This window comes from Rathayibacter sp. AY1E2 (assembly GCF_002932325.1).
GTDB lineage: Bacteria > Actinomycetota > Actinomycetes > Actinomycetales > Microbacteriaceae > Rathayibacter.
The window spans coordinates 91865-111959 of the sequence record NZ_PSVO01000011.1 but is presented as its reverse complement, the minus strand read 5'-3'; the positions used below and the strand labels follow the sequence as shown (position 1 = coordinate 111959).

The window sequence follows — 20095 nt, the reverse complement described above, 5'->3', positions numbered from 1 at the left end:
CCTTCGGCGACTGAGATCGGACGGCCCGGGCGGCCAGGCCAGAGCTCCGCGACGCCTCAGCGCACCGCCACCGTCGCGCGGTCGCGGCCGGTGAGGTCGGTGGTGCGGGTGGTCTTGGTGGTGTCGACGAGGGTGCTGCCGAGGATGGGGCCGAGGGCGGGGCGGTTGGTGAAGGTGAGTCCCTTCTCGGTCCAGGTGGTGGGGGTGTCGTGGAAGTCGAGGAGGACGGGGGATCCGTTGTCGGTGATGGCGGCGGTGGTGGTGAGGGTGGCGCCGGTGACGGTGCGGCCCTGGAGGGCGCTGAGGTCGAAGCGGAGGTAGCCGACGCGGGTGTAGCTCTGGTCGGTGGTGGTGGAGGCGCTGGTCTTGACGAGCATTCCGGTGATGGCGCCGTAGTTGGTGCCCGCTGATGCTCCGCCCTGGACGTAGGAGTCGGCGGTCGGGTAGAGACGGACCTTCGTCCTGTCGACCACCGTCACCGGAACGCTCGCCGAGCGGATGACGCCGCCCGATTCGACGAGCACGCCGATCATGGCGGTCCCCGCGGTGCGCCCGGTGACCGAACCCGACCGGTCGACCGAGGCGACGGCGGGATCGGAGGAGCCCCAGGTGAGCCTCACCGAGGACGCGGGGAGCGTCCGCCCGTCCGGCCCGGTACCCGTCGCCGAGGCCGCGGCCGTTGCGCCGGCCTGCACCTCGGACGCGGAGATCGCGGCCGTCGCGAACGAGAGGCTCTTGTCCGGCACGTGCACGTGCGCGTCCTCGGTGAAACTGTAGATCCTGACCTCCCGCAGCGCCGTCCAGACGTCCTTCGTGCCGTCCCCGTGACCGACCAGGCGGACGAACCGGGTATCGGAGGGCATCGCCGCAGCGACGGAGGCCCATCCGCCGGTCCCGAGGTAGGACCCGGAGGTACGAGCGGTCCACGTCCGGCCGTCGGGGGAGCTGAGGAGATCGAACTTCGACAGTCGACTGGAGTTGGCGACCCAGGAGAGGTCGAGGCGCTCGACCGCCGTGGCGCGCGCGAGCTGCCACGTGATCGAGTTGTCGCCCCACGTGGACCAGTACGCTCCCTCGGTCCCGTCGAAAGTCACCTCCGGTGACCCCGCCGTCGTCCGGGAGGCGACCGCGCTCTCGATCCGGATCGGCCCCGGTGTGAGGAGGACGCGGTAGGTGGTCGGAGTCCTGCCGGGCTCTGTGATGGTGGTCGAGGCCCAGCCGGGAACGGCGGCGGGCGAGGTCGAGGTGACGACCGATCCGGCCGCGGCCTGCGCGGCGACCACGGGCACCGGGCCGGTCGGGTCGACTGCTGCTGTGTAGGCGACGTCGTCGCCCGCGAAGGACGGGAGGGGGGTGCCGCCCACCGTCACGCCGGTGGCCCGGCTCGTCCCGACCGCATCCAGTGACCACGATGACAGGCCGACGACCGGGGCTGCCGCTGCCACGGGGGCGTCGCCGTGGAGCGGGGAGAACTGCACGGCGATCCGGACGCTGTCGGTCCCGGAGGCCGCGATGGTCAGCTTCCTGTCGGCGAGGTTCGAGCTCTGACCGGCCGGTCGCGGTGAGGTGGCCAGGGGAGCGGCGTCCATGACGGAGAACCGGAAGGAGTCGTCGGTGACGATGCGGGCCAGCATCCGTTGGCCGTCGCGGTAGAGGGTGGCGCTGCGGCCGTCGTCCGAGACGTCGATCAGGGCCTCGGTGTTCATGGACCAGAGCGCCTCGACGGGGCCGGACCGCTCGACCTCGTCCTGCACGAGGAACTGGTCGCGTCCGTCGAAGAGCTTCACGCCCCGCTGCCAGGTGGTGCCGCCCGGGAGAAGGGCGGACAGGTCGCTGACCGCCAGCGACGAGGAGGCGTTGGCGTCCGAGCGGACCATCGTCGACCGCCCGGTCGCGTAGGCGGTCGAGCTTCTGAAGGGGTCGACGAGGAGGGTGCTGTGCGCCTCCTGCCTGTTCCGGTAGTAGGTCCACCGGGACTCGCCCTCGAAGTAGCCGGCGAGGCTGTAGTCGTCCCGTCCGAGGTCGGAGGACCACCTCTCGCCCAGAGCGTCGAGGATGAAGGAGCCGGAGTCCTGGTGCTGGTGCCCGCTCGTGGGGCTGCTGGCCGAGCGGAAGCCGACGGAGGTGCCGTCCGCGTCCCAGGACGATCTCATCGTGCTCACGCCGGCGGCTGCGGAGAAGGAGTCCCTCGACGCCCCGGGGCCGGCCGCGGCGGTCGTGGCGGCTTGGTACCAGATGAGCCGCTGCGCATCGCTGCCGGTCTGCTTGCCGCCGACGGAGAGGAAGTCGGCGTTGTCGAACTTCTTCGCCAGGTACAGCTGCGACGGCGGGTTGAGCTGCGTCGAGTCGCTGTCGCCGAAGTCGTACATCTCCTTCGACGCCCCGAGCATCTGCACGGGGAAGTAGCCCGTCGTGCTGACGCCGGGCGAGGCTGCCAGGCCCCAGTCCGTCCCGGTTGCGACATCGAGTGTGCTCAACGCAGAGGCGAGATACCGCGTCGCGTACTCCCAGTACGTCGGCCCCTCGGCGTACCCGCCGTCGGGCCCGAACTGCGCGAGGCCCCGGCGGAGACTGGGGGTCGCGTAGCCGAGGATCCGATCGGAGAGGCCCGCATTGTCCTGCGCCGTCGCGACTGCACCGGCGATCATCCCTCCGTTCGCCACGATGTTCCAGTTGTTGGTGACGACGGCCCAATTGCCGCCGTACGCATAGGGGCCGGAGGTGTTCGCCGGCGCGGAGTAGACGGGCACGGACGGCTGGAGGCCGAGCCGTTGGATGGCGGAGCTCAGTGTGCTCCGCTGGGAGGGTGTCCAGCGGGCGTAGAGCCAGTCGTAGCCGATGGCCATCCCCTGCGTCATCTCGGCGGTGTCGAGGAAGTGATCCGGATTCCAATCGGCGAACTTCGATGCCGCGTCGAGATCGAGCCAGAGCCGGTCCGCGTAGGCGGGGGACCCGGTCACCAAATAGCTGATGCCCAGAGTCCGGGCGCGCTGGACGAGGGTCTGCGACGTCTCCAGGATGCGGATGCCGTCCGGAGAGCTCCGCTTCAGAACCGGTTCAGTGAGCATCCGGTCGGCCTCCGCGCGGACGCGGTTCCATACGGCGGTGACGGCGGGATCGGACGACACCGACGCTCGCAGATCGACGACCGACTGCTGGTCGAGCTCGAGCCTCGGGTGCGCCGTCGTGACGTCGGCGGCCGTGGGGCCGCTGCCCGCGGCGGCTGCGCTGCCGGCCGGTGACACCGCGCCGAGAACGGCCAGAAGAGCGATGACGGAGGACACCGCGAGCGCCTTGCCGAAGCGGAGGAACCGCCGGCGCGAGGAGGAGGACCGGTTCGGCCGTCGGTGAGAGCGGTCGTGCAGGGGAGTCGCTTCAGGGGCGTCGAGCATGATGGCGCGTCCTCCCGGGATTGCCGATGCGGTGCGCTTGCGACGGTATCCACGGTGAGGAGCGATCGGGCCGGACTGACGAAGCCTCGAGGCCGGTGACCCTCGAAAGGGTAGGAGGAGACGCGGATCGTCCGCTCCGGGGTGCGGGCTCAGCGCTTCCGAGCGCGGAGCAGGAAGACGATCTGGACGATGAGGACGGTGAGCTCGGTGACGACCTCGGCGGCCAGACCCCCGGGCGCGCCGAACGTCCGGGACAGCAGCCAGATGAGCACCGGCCCCGTCGCCGCTCCGACGAGCGCGCTGTTGCGCAGCGCCTTCAGGCGACGGAGAGCGACCAGGCCGAGACCGCCGGTAGCCCGCGACACGCAGGTGATGGCGATGACCCCTCCGCAGAGAGCGGTGATGGGGAGCGGGAGGGTGATCTCGCCGCTGAACAGGATCTGCGACGCGAAGCCCCCGAAGAAGGCGAAGCCGGTTCCGGCGACGAGCCCGAGGACGGCGTTGGCGCCGACGGCGCGCGCGATGCGGCGGAAGCGGTCGGTATCGGATCCGGGCGCCCCGACCCATGCCTGCAGCGCGTTGGGAAAGGCGGCGAGCAGCGCCAGCACCAGGCGCTGGAGCCGCTCCGCGGCGGAGAAGACGACGAGAGCTCCCGGCGAGGCCGCTCCGACGATCGCCACCGGCAGGGCGATGTAGGCCGCGCTGGCCAGTCGTCCCTGGAGGGCGACGTTCTGCGCGCGGACGGCACGGAGGATCCGGCGCGGGCCCAGAGAGCGCAGGAACCCGAGTCGGCTCCCTGCAGCGGACCAGCCGAGGACCGGAGGCACGATCGTACCGACGGCGAGTAGCAGCGGGTAGACCGCCAGCGGCGCTCCCGCGGCACTGATCAGGAGCACGGTGAGCCCGTTGGCGGCCAGTCTGGGCAGAGCGTCGAAAAGCAGGATGTTCCGCGGCTGGCCTGCGCCGATGAAGAACCACGCCGGCGACAGCGTGCTCAGAGCGATTGCGACGGCGATCCACGCGGCCGCGACCGGATCCGCCGGCGCGAGCAGGCCGGTGACGATCACCACGGGGACGACCAGCGGCAGGAAGACGAGGACTTTCGTCGCCGTGGCCAGAGCATAGGTCTGCGATCGAGCCCGCCGCCCCATCCGGGCGATCCGCTGGGGGCCGTTCAGGCCCCAGCCGAGTTCGACGACGACCGCTGCGGCGGACCCGATGGACTGGGCGACGGCGACGGACGCCCACGCCGTCGCTCCGAAGGAGCTGGTGATGGAGGGGATGACGATCAGCGGGCTCAGGGCGCTGATCAGAGGGATCAGGACGAAACCGAGGAGGCGCAGGATCGGCTTCGAGCGCCGCGGACCGTTCGGAGCGGCTCCCCGCATCTACTTCTCCACGAGACCGTGGAGACCCACGATCATCGCGGCGACGTGGGGTCGGCGGCGGGACAGCTCCGCGACCGAGGCGGCGACTCCGCGCGGATCGCGGGCGCTGAGGGCGCCCCGCAGCATCTGCGTGGCGACGAAGTCTCCGTAGGCGCGGGAGTCCAGGGCGTCGCCGTGGCGGGCGAGCCAGGCGGCACTCGCGCGCCAGTCCGCCGTCTTCGAGATCGAGGCGGCGGAACCCTGCTGGACGTGCACGAGAGCGAGGGGGACGTAGGTCATCCGCGCGTCGGCCGCAGCCCACCGCGCGACGAGGTCCCAGTCCTGATGCTTCTTCATCGAGGGGTCCCACGGGTGCTCGTCCAGGAGGCGCCTGCTCGCGAGCAGGGAGCTCGTCTGGATGTACCCCGTGCCGTGCTTGAGGCTCGGACGGGCGACGAGATAGGACGCGACGGACTGACCCGCCGCGAGCTCGCGCGTCGGCAGTCGGCGCACGCCGTCGCCCGACTCGTGGAAGTAGGTGGCGGTGTAGCAGAGATCGGCCGAGGACTCGGAGAGCGCCTTCACCTGGCGAGCGAGCTTCTCCGGCTCCCACCAGTCGTCGTCGTCGAGGAACGCGACGTACGAGGTCTCGGCCGCTCGGGCTCCGGTGCTGCGGGCGTTCGCCCCGCCGGTTCTGCCCGCCGTCACCAGGAGGACCTCGTCCTCGAGAAGACTCCGTACGTGGTTCTCGCGGGAGGGGTCGTCGAGGACGACGACCGTCCGGCCTCCAGCGCCCGTCTGTCCGCGCACCGACTGCAGAGCGCGGGCGAGCGCAGGCCTGCCGAGGGTCGGGACGACGGTGGTCACGTCGCGGGTGGTGAGGCTCATCGGGTCCCCGCTCCGCGGAGCGTGTTGCGGAGGATCAGTCCGGCCAGCGCGAACGGCTCCACGAAGTACCGGGTGCAGAGGCGCCGCGGATCGTGCAGGAACCTCCACGCCCACTCCAGGCCGACCGAGCCGAGCCAGCGCGGACTCAGCTCGACAGCGCCTGCGATGTAGTCGACGGCCCCGCCCACGGTGGCGATGTACGCGTCGGGGAGGTCGTCCCAGTGCTCGTCCAGGAATCGCTCCTGCTTCGGCATCCCGAGGCCGACGATGAGGAGGGTCGGCGCGTGGCTGCGGATCGCGTCGACCACCGACTCCTCGTCCTCCCGTGCGAAGTACCCGGACATCCCGGCGACGTCGTCGACGGCACGCGCCCTGCTCCAGGCGCTGACGGCCGCGGCGTTGATCTCCTCGGTGCCGCCGAGGATGAAGACCCGGCGGCCGGGCGAGCGCGTGTCGGACCAGAGCGCGTGGATCCAATCGGTCGACCCGATGCGCTCCTCGGTCGTGACCCGGCGCTTCAGGGAGGCCAGGGCCAGGACGGGCCACCCGTCGATCACCGCGATGTCGCTGCGCTCGTAGAACCTGCGGAACCAGGCGTGCTTGAGGTGGAGGTAGCTGCTGTGCAGATTGTGGTTGAGGATCAGCGTCGGCCCGGAGGGCTCGCTCGACACGAGGTCGGCGACTCCCGCAGCGGTCATCGGAGTGACCTTCACGGAGAGAAGGGGGACCTGGACGGCTGCCGGTCGTTCATGCACGGTGGGTGCTCTTTCTGATCAGTGCCTTCTGGACAGCGGTGTCGAGAGTGTCGGCTGTTGCTTCGGGGGAGAGAAGAGTGGTGAACCTCGCCTGGAGCGCTGCTCCCAGCTGCTCCTTGTCGGCGGTTCTGATCGCTGCGAGGACGCCGACGGGATCCGACCAGTCGGTGACCGGCAGGAAGGCTCCGGCCGCGAACTCCTCGATCGGCGGGGTCGGCGTCGCCGCCACGGCAGTCCCGAACACGGCCGCGTCCACGAGCTTCGCGGGGAGCTGGTAGAGCGCTGCCGGGCTGCGGATGTCCATGGGGAGGACGAGCACGTCCACGTCCGCGTAGATCTCGGACAGCGGTGTCGTTGGAGGCCGCATGACCCACTGCGCCGCCACATCGGAGGGCGGCGTCCATGACTGGGCGAAGGTGACGATGCCGACGTCCGGATCGGCCCGCAGCAGGGCGTTCAGAGTGTCCGCGCCCTTGTAGCTGCGGACGGTCCCGATGAAGCCCAGAGTCAGACGGCCGTCGGTGGAGGGCCCGCGCGGCCGATCACGCGTCGTCGACACCCGGGTGTGGGGGATGACCGCGGACGCGTCACCGAGATCGAAGCGCTCGGCGTACACCCCGCGGAGTCCCGCGCTCGAGAAGGTGACGAGGCCGGCGTCGCGCGCGATCCTGGCCTGGCTCCGGCGGAGCCGGGACGGAGCCTTCCGGCGCAGCGGATTCGCCTTCGCCCGGTTGAGGAGGGACTCGGATCGGAAGGCCTCCATGATCGAGACGTCGTCGTCGTCGAAATCCGCGACCACGACGGTGTTCGGGATGCGGGAGAGGCGCCGAGCCAGACGCGGCAGGGGGTCCGTCCCCTTCGAGAACCAGACGATGGTCCTCCGCTCCGACGCTGACGCGCGGACGTCCCGCTCGATGCGCGCCAGATCCCTCCGACCGAAAGGAACGACCTCCGCAGGGAACTGTCCCGCTCCGGCCCAGAGCTCCCCGTCCTCGAAGGCGAGAACCCGCACGCGTCCGAGCTCAGCCGCGGTGAGCGCCATGCTCAGCGCACGGCCCAGGGAGTTCGTCTTCGTCGAATCGCCGATGACGAAGGTCTCGGTGTCGATGATCTCAGGCATGTGAGCTCCGATCGGCTGGTCTGGTGCGGTCTGGTCGGGCAAGGGGGAGCGTGCTGTCACCGCGAGGAGCGGGGGAAGGTCCTCACGCGGGTGCGGTCCCCTCCGCGCTGAGGACTCGGCGTCCCCCGCCGCGTCGGAGGCGGTTCCGCTTCGCGGGGCGGAGCCGGGCGGGCGAGCGCGATCAGGTCCGGCGGCAGCGTCAGCGAGATCACGAAGACGCTCACTGAGACGACCCACGTCATCAGGTCGAAGGAGAAGGCCATCGCGAGCATCACGGCGACCTGGGCCCGGCCGAGGCGGTCGGAGCCGATCCACGCGCCCCCCATCGCCAGCACCATGAGGGCGAGCCCGATGCCACCGCTGATCGCGAGCGTCCAGATGAAGTGGTTGTCGATGACCAGGAAGCCGTCCTGCTGCAGCAGGCCCTGCGCGAAGATGCTCAGCTCCGAGAAGAAGCCGCTGCCGATCGCTCCGGTGGGAGAGCCGCGGTGCAGGAGCTGATCCGCGCTCGCCCATCCTTCGAGGCGGTGGCCGAAGGAGTCCGAGGTGGCCGCCTGAGTCGCGACGGCCGAGAGCCCGAAGTCGCCGAGGAAGATCGCGACTCCCGCTCCCATGACGATCAGGACGTTCTTCACCCGCGTCCGGGTGTTGGGAGCGAAGAAGAGGTAGACGACGAAGCCGATGGCCGCTGCGACGAATGCACTGCGCGTCCCCGAGAGGACGAGGCCGGCGACCGCCGCACCGAGCGAGACGAGCCGGACCGTTCGGGACAGCTTCGACCCGAGAGCGAGGATCAGGAAGAAGCCGAACATCACGATGAGCGAGAAGATGATCGGGTGGCCGGTCGTGCCCTGGATCCGGATCAGGCCGGGGAGGAACGGGTTGTACCGGATGACGGGAAGACCCGCCGTGGTGAGGTTGCGGTAGCCCCAGACCGGCTCGGGCAGGACGGTGAGCTCGGCGATGCCGACGGCGACCTGCACGAGGACGGTGAGCGCCGTCCAGCGCAGCAGCGGCACCAGGTCCTGCTCGCCGAGGCGGGACACGACTGGGAACAGCAGCAGCGGCACCGCGATGAGGGCGAGGACGGTCGCCGGGGAGCTCGAGGAGATCAGGAGGCTCACCCCGGTCGTCCACACGAACCAGGCGAGCAGGAGGAGCCGCGTGCGTTTCCTCGGCCGCGTCCGCTCGCCGAACGCCCAGGCCAGGATGAGGAACACCGCGGCGACGCCCGTCGAGGCGTAGCGGACGGCGTCCGGAGCGGAGGTGCTCGCGCCGAGGCCGAGGACGAAGATCGAGAGGCCGACGGCGTAGCCGCGGAGACCGACGGCGCGCCGCGGGAATGTGACGACAAGGAACAGCAGAGCGAGGGCGGCGGCGACGATCAGCATGCGGCACGCCCCGTCCCCCGGAGTCCGGCGGCGCGCGGATTCCGGTGACGGAGGCAGGGCGATCCGGCCGAGGCCACTGGTCCCCGGTTCCGCGCAGCGGCCGACCTCGAGTACGGTCCGGTCACGCTGTCCGCACCGCGTACTTCTCCTCGGTGGCGGCCTTTGCGGGGCGCCACCAGTCCTCGTTGGCGCGGTACCAGTCGATGGTGGCGGCGAGTCCGGCGTCGAAGTCGGTGTAGCGGGGGCGCCAGTCGAGTTCGGTGCGCAGGCGGGTGGAGTCGATGGCGTAGCGGAGGTCGTGTCCGGCGCGGTCGGTGACGTGGTCGAAGGCGTCCTCGGGTTGTCCGAAGGCGGTGAGGATGCGGGTGACGACGTCGAGGTTGCTCTTCTCGCCGTCGGCGCCGATGAGGTAGGTCTCGCCGATCTCGCCGCGGTCGATGATGGCCCAGACGCCGGTGTTGTGGTCGTCGACGTGGATCCAGTCGCGGACGTTGGCGCCGGTGCCGTAGAGCTTGGGGCGGATGCCGTCGATGGCGTTGGTGATCTGGCGGGGGATGAACTTCTCGACGTGCTGGTAGGGGCCGTAGTTGTTGGAGCAGTTGGAGATCGTGGCGCGCACGCCGAAGGAGCGCACCCAGGCGCGCACGAGGAGGTCGCTGGCGGCTTTGGTCGAGGAGTAAGGGCTGGAGGGGTTGTAGGGGGTGTGCTCGGTGAAGCGCGCGGGGTCCTCGAGCTCGAGGTCGCCGTACACCTCGTCCGTCGAGATGTGGTGGTACCGCACGTCGTGCGCGCGCACCGCCTCGAGCAGGGCGGCGGTCCCGAGGATGTTCGTCGCCAGAAACGGCGCCGGATCCTCCAGCGAGTTGTCATTGTGCGACTCCGCGGCGAAGTGCACCACCAGGTCCGACTCCCGGACCAGCCGGTCGACGAGCGGGGCGTCGGCGACGTCGCCCTCGACGAAGGTGATCCGGTCCGACACCGGCGCCACCGAGCGGAGGTCGCCGGCGTAGGTGAGCTTGTCGAGCACGGTGATCCGGACGTCGGGGCGCTCGCGCAGGGTGAGGTGGACGAAGTTGCTGCCGATGAAGCCGGCACCGCCGGTGACGAGGATCCGCACGAGTGCTCCTACTGGTTCGAGGAAGGGACGAAAGGCGTCGGACGCCCGGGTCGCGGTCGACGACACGGGCGGACTCCGGTGGGCGCTCAGACGGAGGATGATCCCCGCGCGAGAGCGGGCAGCTGCTGGAGGTAGGCGCCGTATCCGCTCTTGACCAGCGGTGCGGCGAGCTCGGCGAGGCGGGTGTCGTCGATCCAGGAGTTGCGCCAGGCGATCTCCTCGATGCAGCCGATCTTGAACCCCTGCCTCTGCTCGATCACGCGCACGAACTCCGTCGCCTCGATCATGGAATCGAAGGTCCCGGTGTCGAGCCAGGCCGTTCCCCGATCGAGCACCTGGACAGTGAGAGCACCGGCCTCGAGATACCGCTCGTTGACCGTCGATATCTCCAGTTCGCCGCGCGCGGACGGCTTGATGCTCTTGGCTATCCCGATTACGGAGTTGTCGTAGAAGTAGAGGCCGGGAACAGCGAAGGTGCTCTTCGGAGAAGAGGGCTTCTCCTCGATGGAGACGGCTCGGAAGTGCTCGTCGAACTCGACGACTCCGTAGGCGCGCGGGTCGGCGACCTGGTAGGCGAAGATGACGGCGCCCTCGATCGTGGTGTTCGCCGCGAGGGCGGTGCCCAGGGCGGTGCCGTGGAAGATGTTGTCGCCCAGGACCAGGGCGACGGACTCGTCGCCGATGAACTCCTCGCCGATCAGGAACGCCTGCGCGAGCCCGTCGGGGGAGGGCTGCACGGCGTACTCGATCCGCATGCCCAGGCTCGACCCGTCGCCCAGCAGTGCGCGGAACTGGTCGTTGTACTCGGGGGTCGTGATCACGAGGACCTCGTCGATCCCGGCCATCATCAGCGTCGACAGCGGGTAGTAGATCATCGGCTTGTCGTAGATCGGCATCAACTGCTTCGAGATGCCCTTGGTGATCGGCCACAACCGCGACCCCGAACCACCCGCGAGGATGATGCCCCTCACAGATGAAGCCCTCTCGACACAGGAGCGGCGGACGCACGGAGCGGTTCCTGAGCGGAGCAGGTCCCGCCGGCGGCGGCGGCCGGAGGAGAGGAGATGAGCACGGGCGTAACCGTAGCAAGGTCACGTTTCGCCGAAATCACAGGAGGCCCCGTCAGGCCCTTTTTCGGCCTCTGGAGCGTCCCCCGGAGAGGGTAGCTGGAGAAGGAGAATGAGTCACCGACGGTTGCTCTGCCTCTCCGCGTCTCATTCCTGCTTCTGTGGGGAGTGCTTCTCCTCTCTCATTCCTGAGCGGAGTACTTCTCCTCGGTGGCGGCCTTCGCGGGGCGCCACCAGTCCTCGTTGGCGCGGTACCAGTCGATGGTGGCGGCGAGTCCGGCGTCGAAGTCGGTGTAGCGGGGGCGCCAGTCGAGTTCGGTGCGCAGGCGGGTGGAGTCGATGGCGTAGCGGAGGTCGTGTCCGGCGCGGTCGGTGACGTGGTCGAAGGCGTCCTCGGGTTGTCCGAAGGCGGTGAGGATGCGGGTGACGACGTCGAGGTTGCTCTTCTCGCCGTCGGCGCCGATGAGGTAGGTCTCGCCGATCTCGCCGCGGTCGATGATGGCCCAGACGCCGGTGTTGTGGTCGTCGACGTGGATCCAGTCGCGGACGTTGGCGCCGGTGCCGTAGAGCTTGGGGCGGATGCCGTCGATGGCGTTGGTGATCTGGCGGGGGATGAACTTCTCGACGTGCTGGTAGGGGCCGTAGTTGTTGGAGCAGTTGGAGATCGTGGCGCGCACGCCGAAGGAGCGCACCCAGGCGCGCACGAGGAGGTCGCTGGCGGCCTTGGTCGAGGAGTAGGGGCTGGAGGGGTTGTAGGGGGTGTGCTCGGTGAAGCGCGCGGGGTCCTCGAGCTCGAGGTCGCCGTACACCTCGTCCGTCGAGATGTGGTGGTACCGCACGTCGTGCGCGCGCACCGCCTGCAGGAGCGCGAAGGTGCCGATGACGTTCGTCGCGAGGAAGGGCGTCGGGTCGTGCAGCGAGTTGTCGTTGTGCGACTCCGCGGCGAAGTGGACCACCAGATCCGCATCGGCGACCAGCCGGTCCACCAGCTCGGAGTCTGCGACGTCGCCCTCGACCAGCCGCACGCGGTCGGCGACGGGGGCGAGGGAGTCGCGGCTGCCCGCATAGGTGAGCTTGTCGAGCACGGTGATCCGCGCGTCGGGACGCTCGCGCAGGGTCAGGTGGACGAAGTTGCTGCCGATGAAGCCGGCACCGCCGGTGACGAGGATCCGCACGGGTTCTCCTGGAGGTCGGGAAGGTCGGGGGAGGCCGGGCTCAGCGGCCCGCGTTCACGCCTTCGAGGCTGAGCAGGCGGTGGAGGTAGGCGCCGTAGCCGCTCTTGACCAGCGGTGCGGCGAGCTCGGCGAGGCGGGTGTCGTCGATCCAGGAGTTGCGCCAGGCGATCTCCTCGATGCAGCCGATCTTGAATCCCTGCCTCTGCTCGATCACGCGCACGAACTCGGTCGCCTCGATCATGGAATCGAAGGTCCCGGTGTCGAGCCAGGCCGTTCCCCGATCGAGCACCTGGACGTTCAGCCGCCCCGCCTCGAGGTAGCGCTCGTTGATCGTCGAGATCTCGAGCTCGCCGCGGGCCGAGGGCGTGATCGTCTTCGCGATCGCCACGACGTCGTTGTCGTAGAAGTAGAGGCCGGGCACGGCGTAGTTGCTCCGCGGCTGCTCGGGCTTCTCCTCGATGGAGACGGCTCGGAAGTGCTCGTCGAACTCGACGACTCCGTAGGCGCGCGGGTCGGCGACCTGGTAGGCGAAGATGACGGCGCCCTCGATCGTGGTGTTCGCCGCGAGGGCGGTGCCCAGGGCGGTGCCGTGGAAGATGTTGTCACCCAGGACCAGGGCGACCGACTCGTCGCCGATGAACTCCTCGCCGATCAGGAACGCCTGCGCGAGCCCGTCGGGGGAGGGCTGCACGGCGTACTCGATCCGCATGCCCAGGCTCGACCCGTCGCCCAGCAGGGCGCGGAACTGGTCGTTGTACTCGGGGGTCGTGATCACGAGGACCTCGTCGATCCCGGCCATCATCAGCGTCGACAGCGGGTAGTAGATCATCGGCTTGTCGTAGATCGGCATCAGCTGCTTCGAGATGCCCTTGGTGATCGGCCACAACCGCGACCCCGAACCACCCGCGAGGACGATGCCCCTCATCGGAGCAGCCCCGGGTGAGGAGCGGCGGCGGGGGTCCGCTGCACCGCCGAGGGGAGCGTGAAGATCTGCGGGGAGAGGGTCACGGAGCCGACTCTATCGGCGGCGCCTCGGTGCCTCCGCATGCCGGTGCAGCGGGCGCGGAACCCGTGGCGGGGACTGACGGTCGAGCGACCGCTGCCGACGCGATCCGACTCCGTGAGCGGCGCGCACGCCGCCTCCGCGTCCGTATCGCGCCTCCCACTCGGAGGCCGCCGGGCACGGGGATAACTTCTCCGACGTCCGCGGCTCCGCCTGCCGCGACGGAGAGAGGTACCGCCCTGTGCACGAGGTCATCGACCAGCGGGACTCCGCGCTCCTTACGTCTCCCGGTCCCTGCCGCCGATTCCCCCTGACGGGGGGAGTCCGCCCGTGCTGACCATCGGGATCGTCGCCCTCGATGCCTGGCACGCGGCTCCGCTCGAGCGCGCCTGGCGCCGCCAGGGACACCGCGTGGTCGTGGTGACCGGTGACCCGGAGGGGTTCAGCGGGGCGGAGCTCCGCACCAGCGTGCTCGCCCGCTTCCTCGAGCCCGCCGGCCGGAGGGGCGCCGGGTCCGTCGGGCTCGCCGTCGTCACGCGCCGGGCCCGCCGACTGCTCGCCCCGGAGCGGCCCGACCTCGTGGTGGCTCTCCCGGGGACGGCCGTGGAGCTCGCCGGGCTCGCTCCGACGACCGTCCTCCTGGCCGACGACCTCCCGGCGCTCCCGCGCCTCCGGTTCGAGGAGGAGCGCCGCGGTGCTGTCGTCGTCACCCCGACGGAGCGGCTCGCGTCCGCCCTCGCGGGAACGGTCGTGCCCCTGGGCCTGCCGGACGCGTCGTTCCCGACACCGTCCGCCCCCGACGGGCCCCTCCGCTTCGCCGCCGTGGGAGCATTCGGTCTCGACCGGGGCGCCGAGCGGCTCGATCTCCTCGCCCGGCTGGACGGCACCGAGTACGTCACCGTGATCGACGACGGCGGCGGCATCGCCGACGACCTCGCGTCGGGGCTGCGCTCCGTCGGCGAGCAGGACCGCGACGGCGTCGTCGAGGTGCTCCGCCACTCCCACGTGTACGCCCACCTGACGCCGTCGACGACCGGCGCGGCCGCCGGACTCGACGCGCTGGCGAGCGGGCTGCCGGTCCTCGCGATCGAGTCGAGCGTCCTGGCCGATCTCTGCGCGGCGGGGGCGGGCGTGGTCCTCTCCGACGACGCGACGCGCGAGGAGTACGAGGACGCCCTCCATCGGCTCCGGCGCGAGTGGACGGCTCTCTCCCGGGGAGCCGCCGAGCTCGCGCGGGAGCGCCCGTGGTCCGTCGCGGCCGAGGAGATCCTCGCCCTCGCGGAGGGACGCGTCCGTGTCGCCTGAACCGGTCCCGGCTGTCGGCGCCTCCGCCGACGCGATGCTGCCGAACGCCGTCGCCCTGCGCCTGGCCGCCGTGCTGGTGCAGTACACCCTGCGGACGCACGGCGTCCGCAGCCTCGTGGTGAAGGGCGAGGGTCTGCACCGCCAGGGGATCCGCGCGCCGATGACGTCGGCCGACGTCGACCTCTGGGTCGACCCCGAGCGCTTCGACGAGGCTCTCGGGCTGCTCGCCTCGATGGGCTGGCGCCGCCGCGCCGAGGCTCTCAGCTGGACGCTCTTCGTCGACCACTCGATCACGCTCGTCCACCCCTCGTGGCCGTGCGACGTCGACGTCCACCGCTCCTTCCCGGGTGCCTTCGACGAGGAGCGGATCGTCTTCGACCGCCTCTGGGCGGCCGCCGAGGATCTGCCGCTGAGCGACGAGACCCTGCGGATCCCCGGACGCGCGCACCACCTCGTGCTGCACGCCCTGCATCAGCTGCGCAGCGCGCGCTCCGCTTCGGCGACCACGGCGCTGGCGGTTCTGAAGGCGCACGGCGCCGGCCTTCCGAGCGAGGAGCGCGAGGCGATCCGCGACGCGGCCGTCGAGCTCGGCGCGCAGACGCCGATGACGGAGCTCCTCACCTCCTGGGGAGTCCCCTCCGCGCCCGAGGAGCGCTACCGGCACGCCCAGACTCTCTGGGACGTGCGCCGAAGCTCCGACCGGCACACCTTCAACTGGCTGCACGCCGTGGCGTCCGCTCCCTGGCGCCTGAAGGGGGGCCTGCTGCTGAGAGCCGCCTTCCCCACCCGCGCGGATCTCGAGGCGAGCCATCCCGAGGCGACGACGGTCCGGCGTCGGCTCCGGCTCAGGGGGGAGCGGACCCTGCGGGCGCTCCGAGGCCTCCCCTCCGCCCTCACCGGTTTCGCCCGGGTGGCGCTGAGCGGCCGCAGCGAGGAGCAGGGCCCGGCGTCCTCGTTCGAGGCGATCGCGGAGGCCACGGCGCCGGCGAGCGACCTCCCGGCCTCGTCCGACCCCGCGGCGAGCGCCGTGCATCCGGTGGAGGCCTCCGCGGAGGCGCAGGGGGGCAGCGCGCCGCCGGCCCAGCGCTTCGCCGTCGAGCGCACGGACGGTCAGGTCTACGTGCTCGACCTGTCCCGCCCGTCGGTGCCCCCGATCGTGCTCTCGCTGAGCGCCGCCTCGGTCTTCGAGGCCGTGATCAGGCAGCGCCGGCCCCGGGACGAGGTCGTCGACCTCCTCGCCGATCACTACGACGTCGACCCCGGGACGATGGGCCGCGACGTCGACGCCGTCCTGGCCGAACTCGACGTCCGCTTCCCGGGCGCGGTTCCCGACGGGGCGCTCTCATGAGGGCAGCCCGTTCCCGTTCCCTGCGGATCCTGCACGTCCTCGACTCCTTCGAGGACGGGGGCGCGCAGCGTGTGGCCCTCTCCCTGGGTGCGTGGAGCCGCGAGCACGGCTGCGAGACCGCCTACTGGGGGCGTCCCGGGCCGCTCAGCGACCGCGCCGCGCAGGAGTCGCCCGTCTTCGTGGTGCCGAGACCCGGACAGGGCTTCGCGGCCGATCTGCGCGAGCTCGCACTCGCCGTCCGCCGGTTCCGCCCGCACGTCCTGCACGCCCACCAGCGCCGCGAGGCTCTGCTGGCCCTCCTCGTCGGCGCCGCGCTCGGTGTCCCCGTGGTCGAGCATGCGCACACCGAGCTGCCCGGGATCGACAGGCGAGCGCTCTCCTTCCGCTCCCGGCGGGTGTTCGCCGTCTCCGCCTCCGTGGGGCGGATGGTCGTCGAGGGCTACGGCCGCCCGCAGGAGCGCGTCGTGGTCACCGGCAACGCCCCGGCGAACGTCACCGCGGAGCCCGCGAGCGCGCCGGAACTCGCCGAGCCGGTCGTCCGCGTCCTCGGCATCGGGCGGCTCGCGGAGCAGAAGGACCCGGTCCGCTTCCTCGCGGTCGTCGAGGCCCTCGCCCGGGTCCGCCCCGTCACCGGCACCTGGCTCGGCGACGGTCCGATGCTGCCGGTGCTGCGCGAGCGAGCCCGGGGAGCCGGAGTGGTCGACTTCGCCGGTCCGTCGGCGGACGTGACCGGAGCGCTGGACGCGGCGCACCTCCTCCTGTCCACCTCGCGGTGGGAGGGGACTCCGCTCGTGATGCTGGAGGCGATGGCCCGCCGTCGCCCGGTCGTGGCGACCGACGTCGGCGGTGTGGGCGAGCTGCTCGCCGACGGCCGGGGCCTCCTGCTCCTCGCCGACGCCGACGGGGAGCGGATCGCCGAGCTCCTCGCCGCCGCTCTGGAGCGACCCGAGGGGCTCCTGATGCAGGCTGACCGCGCGAAGGCGTGGGTGGACGAGGCCGCCTCGCCCGACGCCGTCTTCGGACCCGTCGTCGCCGCCTACCGCGAGCTCGGGGGCCGACGGTGAGCGGGGGCGTGCACTCGGTGACCGTCGTGGCTCCCTGCTACAACGCGATCGCCCGGCTCGACGGCTTCCTCGCGCGGCTCGCACTCACTCTCGGACCGGGGATGCGGGTCGTCCTCGTCGACGACGCGTCCTCGGACGGCACGGCGGAGGTGCTCGAGAAGTGGGCCGAGGGACGCGAGGACGCCCGGGTCCTGCTCCTCGAGCAGAACGGCGGCGTCGCTGCCGCCCGGAACCGCGCCCTCGACGGCATCGACTCCGAGTTCGTCTGGTTCGTGGACGTCGACGACGAATGGGACACGGAGATCCTCCGGACCCTCACCGCCGAGGCCGAGCGGACGGCGGCCGACGTCGTCGTCTGCCGGGCGCTCTACCGCACCCGGCAGTCGACCTCCGGACGCGTGATCGACGGGCTCGACCGGCGCGAACTGGTCTCGTCCGAACTCGCTCTCGAGCGGATGGCGTCCGGGCGCCTGCACGGCTTCCTCTGGAACAAGCTCTTCCGCCGCGCCGTCCTGCAGGAGGAGCTCTTCCCGCGCTTGAGCTCCCAGTCCGACTTCGTCGGTGTGCTGCGGGCGGTCCAGGCGTCGGAACGGGTGCTCTTCGTGCCGGAGATCCTCTACTCCTACATCCACACGGCGTCCTCGATCACCCGTCGGCGCGACCCGGACCTCCGGAACCTCCTGGTCTGTGCCGAGGAGATGCGCGCGGCGCTCGCCCGTACGTTCGAGGAGGTGCCGCGCCCGCTGTCGGACTGGTTCACGACCTGGTTCTACGCCGTCCCCGTCGCGCTCACCCCGATCCGCCAGAACTCCGACCCGGCGCTCGTCGAGACCGGCGTCCGGCTCGGGTCCGAGGCGCTGCGCGACGTCCGCGTGCTCCGCTCCGCGCGGTCGCCGCGGCTGCTCGTCCTGGGGCTGGTGCTCAAGCACGTCCCCGCCGCCTTCACGGCGCTCAGCCGGATCCTCTACGCCGTGCACGACACCCGCCGCCGGCTCTCCGATCGGAGGAGCACCCGGTGGACGACGTGACCGTCCCCGTGCAGGCGGCCGCGACCGGACCCTTCCGCACACCAGCTCCGTTCCCTCCCTCCCGCGCCTACCCCCGAGGAGCACCGGCATGACCTCCTACATCACCGGCCGCATCGAGCGGATGCCGGCCAGCATCACCACGCTCGACGAGGCGGCGGAGGCCGTGCTCGAGCTGTCCCGGAGAGGCCGCGACGAGCTGGTCGTCACGCCGAACACCGACCACTTCGTGCGCTGGAAGCACTCCGGCGAGTTCCGGCGGTACTACGGCCGGGCGTCCCTCGTGGTGCTCGACGGGGCGCCTCTGGTCTGGCTGGCCCGCTCGTACGGCCACCGCACGGCGAGCCGCGTGACGGGCATCGACCTCTTCACCGAGGTCTGCCGCCGCGCGGCGCTCGAGGGTGCGCCGGTCGCTCTCATCGGCGGACGCCCCGGAGTCGGCGATCGCGCAGCCGCCGAGCTGCAGCAGCGCTTCGCCGGGCTCCAGGTTCCGGTCGTCGTCTCGCCGGAGCCGGCCGAGCTCGCGGACGACGCCTACCTCGCCCGCCTCTCCTCGACTCTGCGCACGGCCGACGTCCGCATCGTCGCGCTCTGCCTCGGCTCCCCCAAGCAGGAGGAGGTTCGCGAGCGCCTGCTCGCCGTCGGCGGCACGGGAGCGGTGTGCCTCGGCGTCGGCGCCGCCGTGGACTTCCTCGCCGGCGAGATCCCGCGGGCGCCGCTCGTGGTGCAGCGCCTCGGCCTCGAGTGGGCGCACCGGCTCAGCCGGGAGCCCGGCAGGCTCTGGCGGCGCTATCTGGGCGACGCCGTGCGGGTGCTGCCGAGCGTGGTCGCGGCCCTCCGCTACCGGGTGCGCCGTGCCGTCCGCTGAGCACGCGGGCGGCGTCGCCGGCGAGAGGCCGCTGGTCCTGGTCTGGAAGCGCGCGTGGCTGCAGGACTCCGAGACGTTCGTCCGCAATCAGATGCACGGACTCGAGCGCTGGCGCGCCCTCGGAGTGGGCCTCGAGCGCATCGGCTCGGGCGTCCTCCACGACCGCACGGACATCGTCCTGCACGATCCGATCACCCCTCGCGGGCGGCGGTCCCTCCTCCTGCGGTGGTTCGGAGTATCACGACGGCTCGACGCGATCGTCGATGAGCACCGGCCCGCCCTCATCCATGCGCACTTCCTCATCGACGCCGTCTCCATCGCGCGGTACGCACGGAGGAGGCGCCTCCCGCTCGTCGTGACGGGGCACGGCTACGACGTGACCAGCTGGCCGCTCGCGACCGGAGCTCCGCGCCTGCTCCGACCCCTCGCCCGAGCTCACCGCGCCCTCGAGGCCCGCACCGTCTTCCGTACCGCGCACGCGGTGATCGGCGTGTCCCGCTTCATCACCGACGGGCTCCTGCGCCTGGGGGCGGACCCGCGGCGCACCGGAGTGGGCTACATCGGCGTCCCGACCTCCCGCCCCGAGGCCGCACCGGCTGCGGAGCGCGCGGGAATCGTCTTCGTCGGACGCCTCACCGACAAGAAGGGCGTTCCGGATCTGCTCGAGGCGGTCGCCGCCCTCCCCGGACCGATCCGCGACGTCCCCCTGACCGTCGTCGGCGACGGCCACCTGCGGGAGGCGCTCGTCGAGCAGGCGGCGCGGCTGGGCCTGCAGGTGACCTTCACCGGCTCCCTGCCCCCCGCCGAGGTCGCCCGCATCCTCGCCGGCGCCGCTGTCTTCTGCGCACCGTCTCGGACCGCGGCGACAGGCGACTCCGAGGGCTTCGGCATGGTCTTCCTCGAGGCCGCGCTCGCAGGCGTCCCTGTCGTCTCGTACCGCCACGGCGGCGTCCCGGAGGCGGTCCAGGACGGCGTCACCGGGCTGCTCGTCCCGGAGGGGGACGTGCCCGGCCTGACCGGGGCGCTCGCCGCCCTGCTCCGGGACCCGGACCGCGCGACGCGGATGGGCGCGGAGGGGCGGGAGCGCGTGCTCGCCTCGTTCGACCTCGCCGAGCGGATCCGCGACCTCGAGGACCTCTACGACCGGGCGGCCGGCCGATCGATGCCGACGACGACGGACGGAGATCGCGGATGAGCCGCGCCGAGCACC

General features: G+C 71.4%; 16 protein-coding genes. 6 read left to right on the top strand and 10 right to left on the bottom strand.

The window, feature by feature from the left end; all coding sequences use genetic code 11:
* Positions 1-56: 56 nt before the first annotated feature.
* The 10 genes from C5C49_RS10110 to rfbA (C5C49_RS10065) form a co-directional block, all read right to left on the bottom strand.
* Positions 57-3392: a heparinase II/III family protein gene (locus C5C49_RS10110; RefSeq protein WP_104346088.1), complete on the bottom strand. Its 3336-nt coding sequence runs from the start codon at positions 3390-3392 to the stop codon at positions 57-59.
* Between the two features lie 149 nt (positions 3393-3541).
* Complete coding sequence (locus C5C49_RS10105; protein WP_104255067.1) at positions 3542-4780, bottom strand: hypothetical protein; 1239 nt, start codon at positions 4778-4780, stop codon at positions 3542-3544.
* Complete coding sequence (locus C5C49_RS10100) at positions 4781-5647, bottom strand: glycosyltransferase family 2 protein (RefSeq protein ID WP_104346087.1); 867 nt, start codon at positions 5645-5647, stop codon at positions 4781-4783.
* Entirely contained in the window at positions 5644-6402 is a 759-nt protein-coding gene (locus tag C5C49_RS10095) for a WecB/TagA/CpsF family glycosyltransferase (protein WP_146078400.1), read from the bottom strand. Before C5C49_RS10095 ends, C5C49_RS10100 begins: the two co-directional genes overlap by 4 nt.
* Positions 6395-7522 carry a hypothetical protein gene (locus C5C49_RS10090; RefSeq protein ID WP_104283968.1) on the bottom strand — a complete coding sequence of 376 codons (1128 nt, stop codon included), beginning with the start codon at positions 7520-7522 and terminating at the stop codon, positions 6395-6397. The genes C5C49_RS10095 and C5C49_RS10090 overlap by 8 nt, the downstream gene beginning before the upstream one ends.
* Before the next feature lie 56 nt (positions 7523-7578).
* The gene (locus tag C5C49_RS10085) at positions 7579-8913 is read right to left on the bottom strand and encodes an O-antigen ligase (RefSeq protein WP_104346086.1); all 1335 of its coding nucleotides are present in this window, start codon (positions 8911-8913) and stop codon (positions 7579-7581) included.
* Positions 8914-9034: 121 nt separating this feature from the next.
* Positions 9035-10030 carry a dTDP-glucose 4,6-dehydratase gene (gene rfbB / locus C5C49_RS10080; RefSeq protein WP_104346085.1) on the bottom strand — a complete coding sequence of 332 codons (996 nt, stop codon included), beginning with the start codon at positions 10028-10030 and terminating at the stop codon, positions 9035-9037.
* 86 nt (positions 10031-10116) lie between these two features.
* Complete coding sequence (gene rfbA / locus C5C49_RS10075; RefSeq protein WP_104232715.1) at positions 10117-11001, bottom strand: glucose-1-phosphate thymidylyltransferase RfbA; 885 nt, start codon at positions 10999-11001, stop codon at positions 10117-10119.
* A 278-nt stretch (positions 11002-11279) separates the two neighbouring features.
* Complete coding sequence (rfbB, locus tag C5C49_RS10070) at positions 11280-12272, bottom strand: dTDP-glucose 4,6-dehydratase (RefSeq protein WP_104346084.1); 993 nt, start codon at positions 12270-12272, stop codon at positions 11280-11282.
* 40 nt (positions 12273-12312) lie between these two features.
* Positions 12313-13197 carry a glucose-1-phosphate thymidylyltransferase RfbA gene (gene rfbA, locus C5C49_RS10065; protein ID WP_104232713.1) on the bottom strand — a complete coding sequence of 295 codons (885 nt, stop codon included), beginning with the start codon at positions 13195-13197 and terminating at the stop codon, positions 12313-12315.
* A gap of 408 nt (positions 13198-13605) precedes the next feature.
* Between rfbA (C5C49_RS10065) and C5C49_RS10060 the strand changes: the two genes are divergently transcribed.
* The 6 genes from C5C49_RS10060 to C5C49_RS10035 all read left to right on the top strand — a co-directional run bounded on the left by C5C49_RS10060 (position 13606) and on the right by C5C49_RS10035 (position 20080).
* A complete protein-coding gene (locus C5C49_RS10060; RefSeq protein ID WP_104346083.1) occupies positions 13606-14580 on the top strand; it encodes a hypothetical protein in 975 nt (324 codons plus the stop codon).
* Positions 14570-15928 (top strand): PqqD family peptide modification chaperone, encoded by a 1359-nt coding sequence (locus C5C49_RS10055; RefSeq protein ID WP_104346082.1) that lies wholly within the window; start codon positions 14570-14572, stop codon positions 15926-15928. The genes C5C49_RS10060 and C5C49_RS10055 overlap by 11 nt, the downstream gene beginning before the upstream one ends.
* Positions 15925-16992 (top strand): glycosyltransferase family 4 protein, encoded by a 1068-nt coding sequence (locus C5C49_RS10050; protein WP_104346081.1) that lies wholly within the window; start codon positions 15925-15927, stop codon positions 16990-16992. The genes C5C49_RS10055 and C5C49_RS10050 overlap by 4 nt, the downstream gene beginning before the upstream one ends.
* Before the next feature lie 8 nt (positions 16993-17000).
* A complete protein-coding gene (locus C5C49_RS10045) occupies positions 17001-18020 on the top strand; it encodes a glycosyltransferase family 2 protein (protein WP_181135750.1) in 1020 nt (339 codons plus the stop codon).
* An 88-nt stretch (positions 18021-18108) separates the two neighbouring features.
* Positions 18109-18885: a WecB/TagA/CpsF family glycosyltransferase gene (locus tag C5C49_RS10040; RefSeq protein ID WP_104346079.1), complete on the top strand. Its 777-nt coding sequence runs from the start codon at positions 18109-18111 to the stop codon at positions 18883-18885.
* Positions 18872-20080, top strand: a complete 1209-nt coding sequence (locus C5C49_RS10035) for a glycosyltransferase (protein WP_104346078.1) — start codon at positions 18872-18874, stop codon at positions 20078-20080. Before C5C49_RS10040 ends, C5C49_RS10035 begins: the two co-directional genes overlap by 14 nt.
* Positions 20081-20095 lie beyond the last annotated feature (15 nt).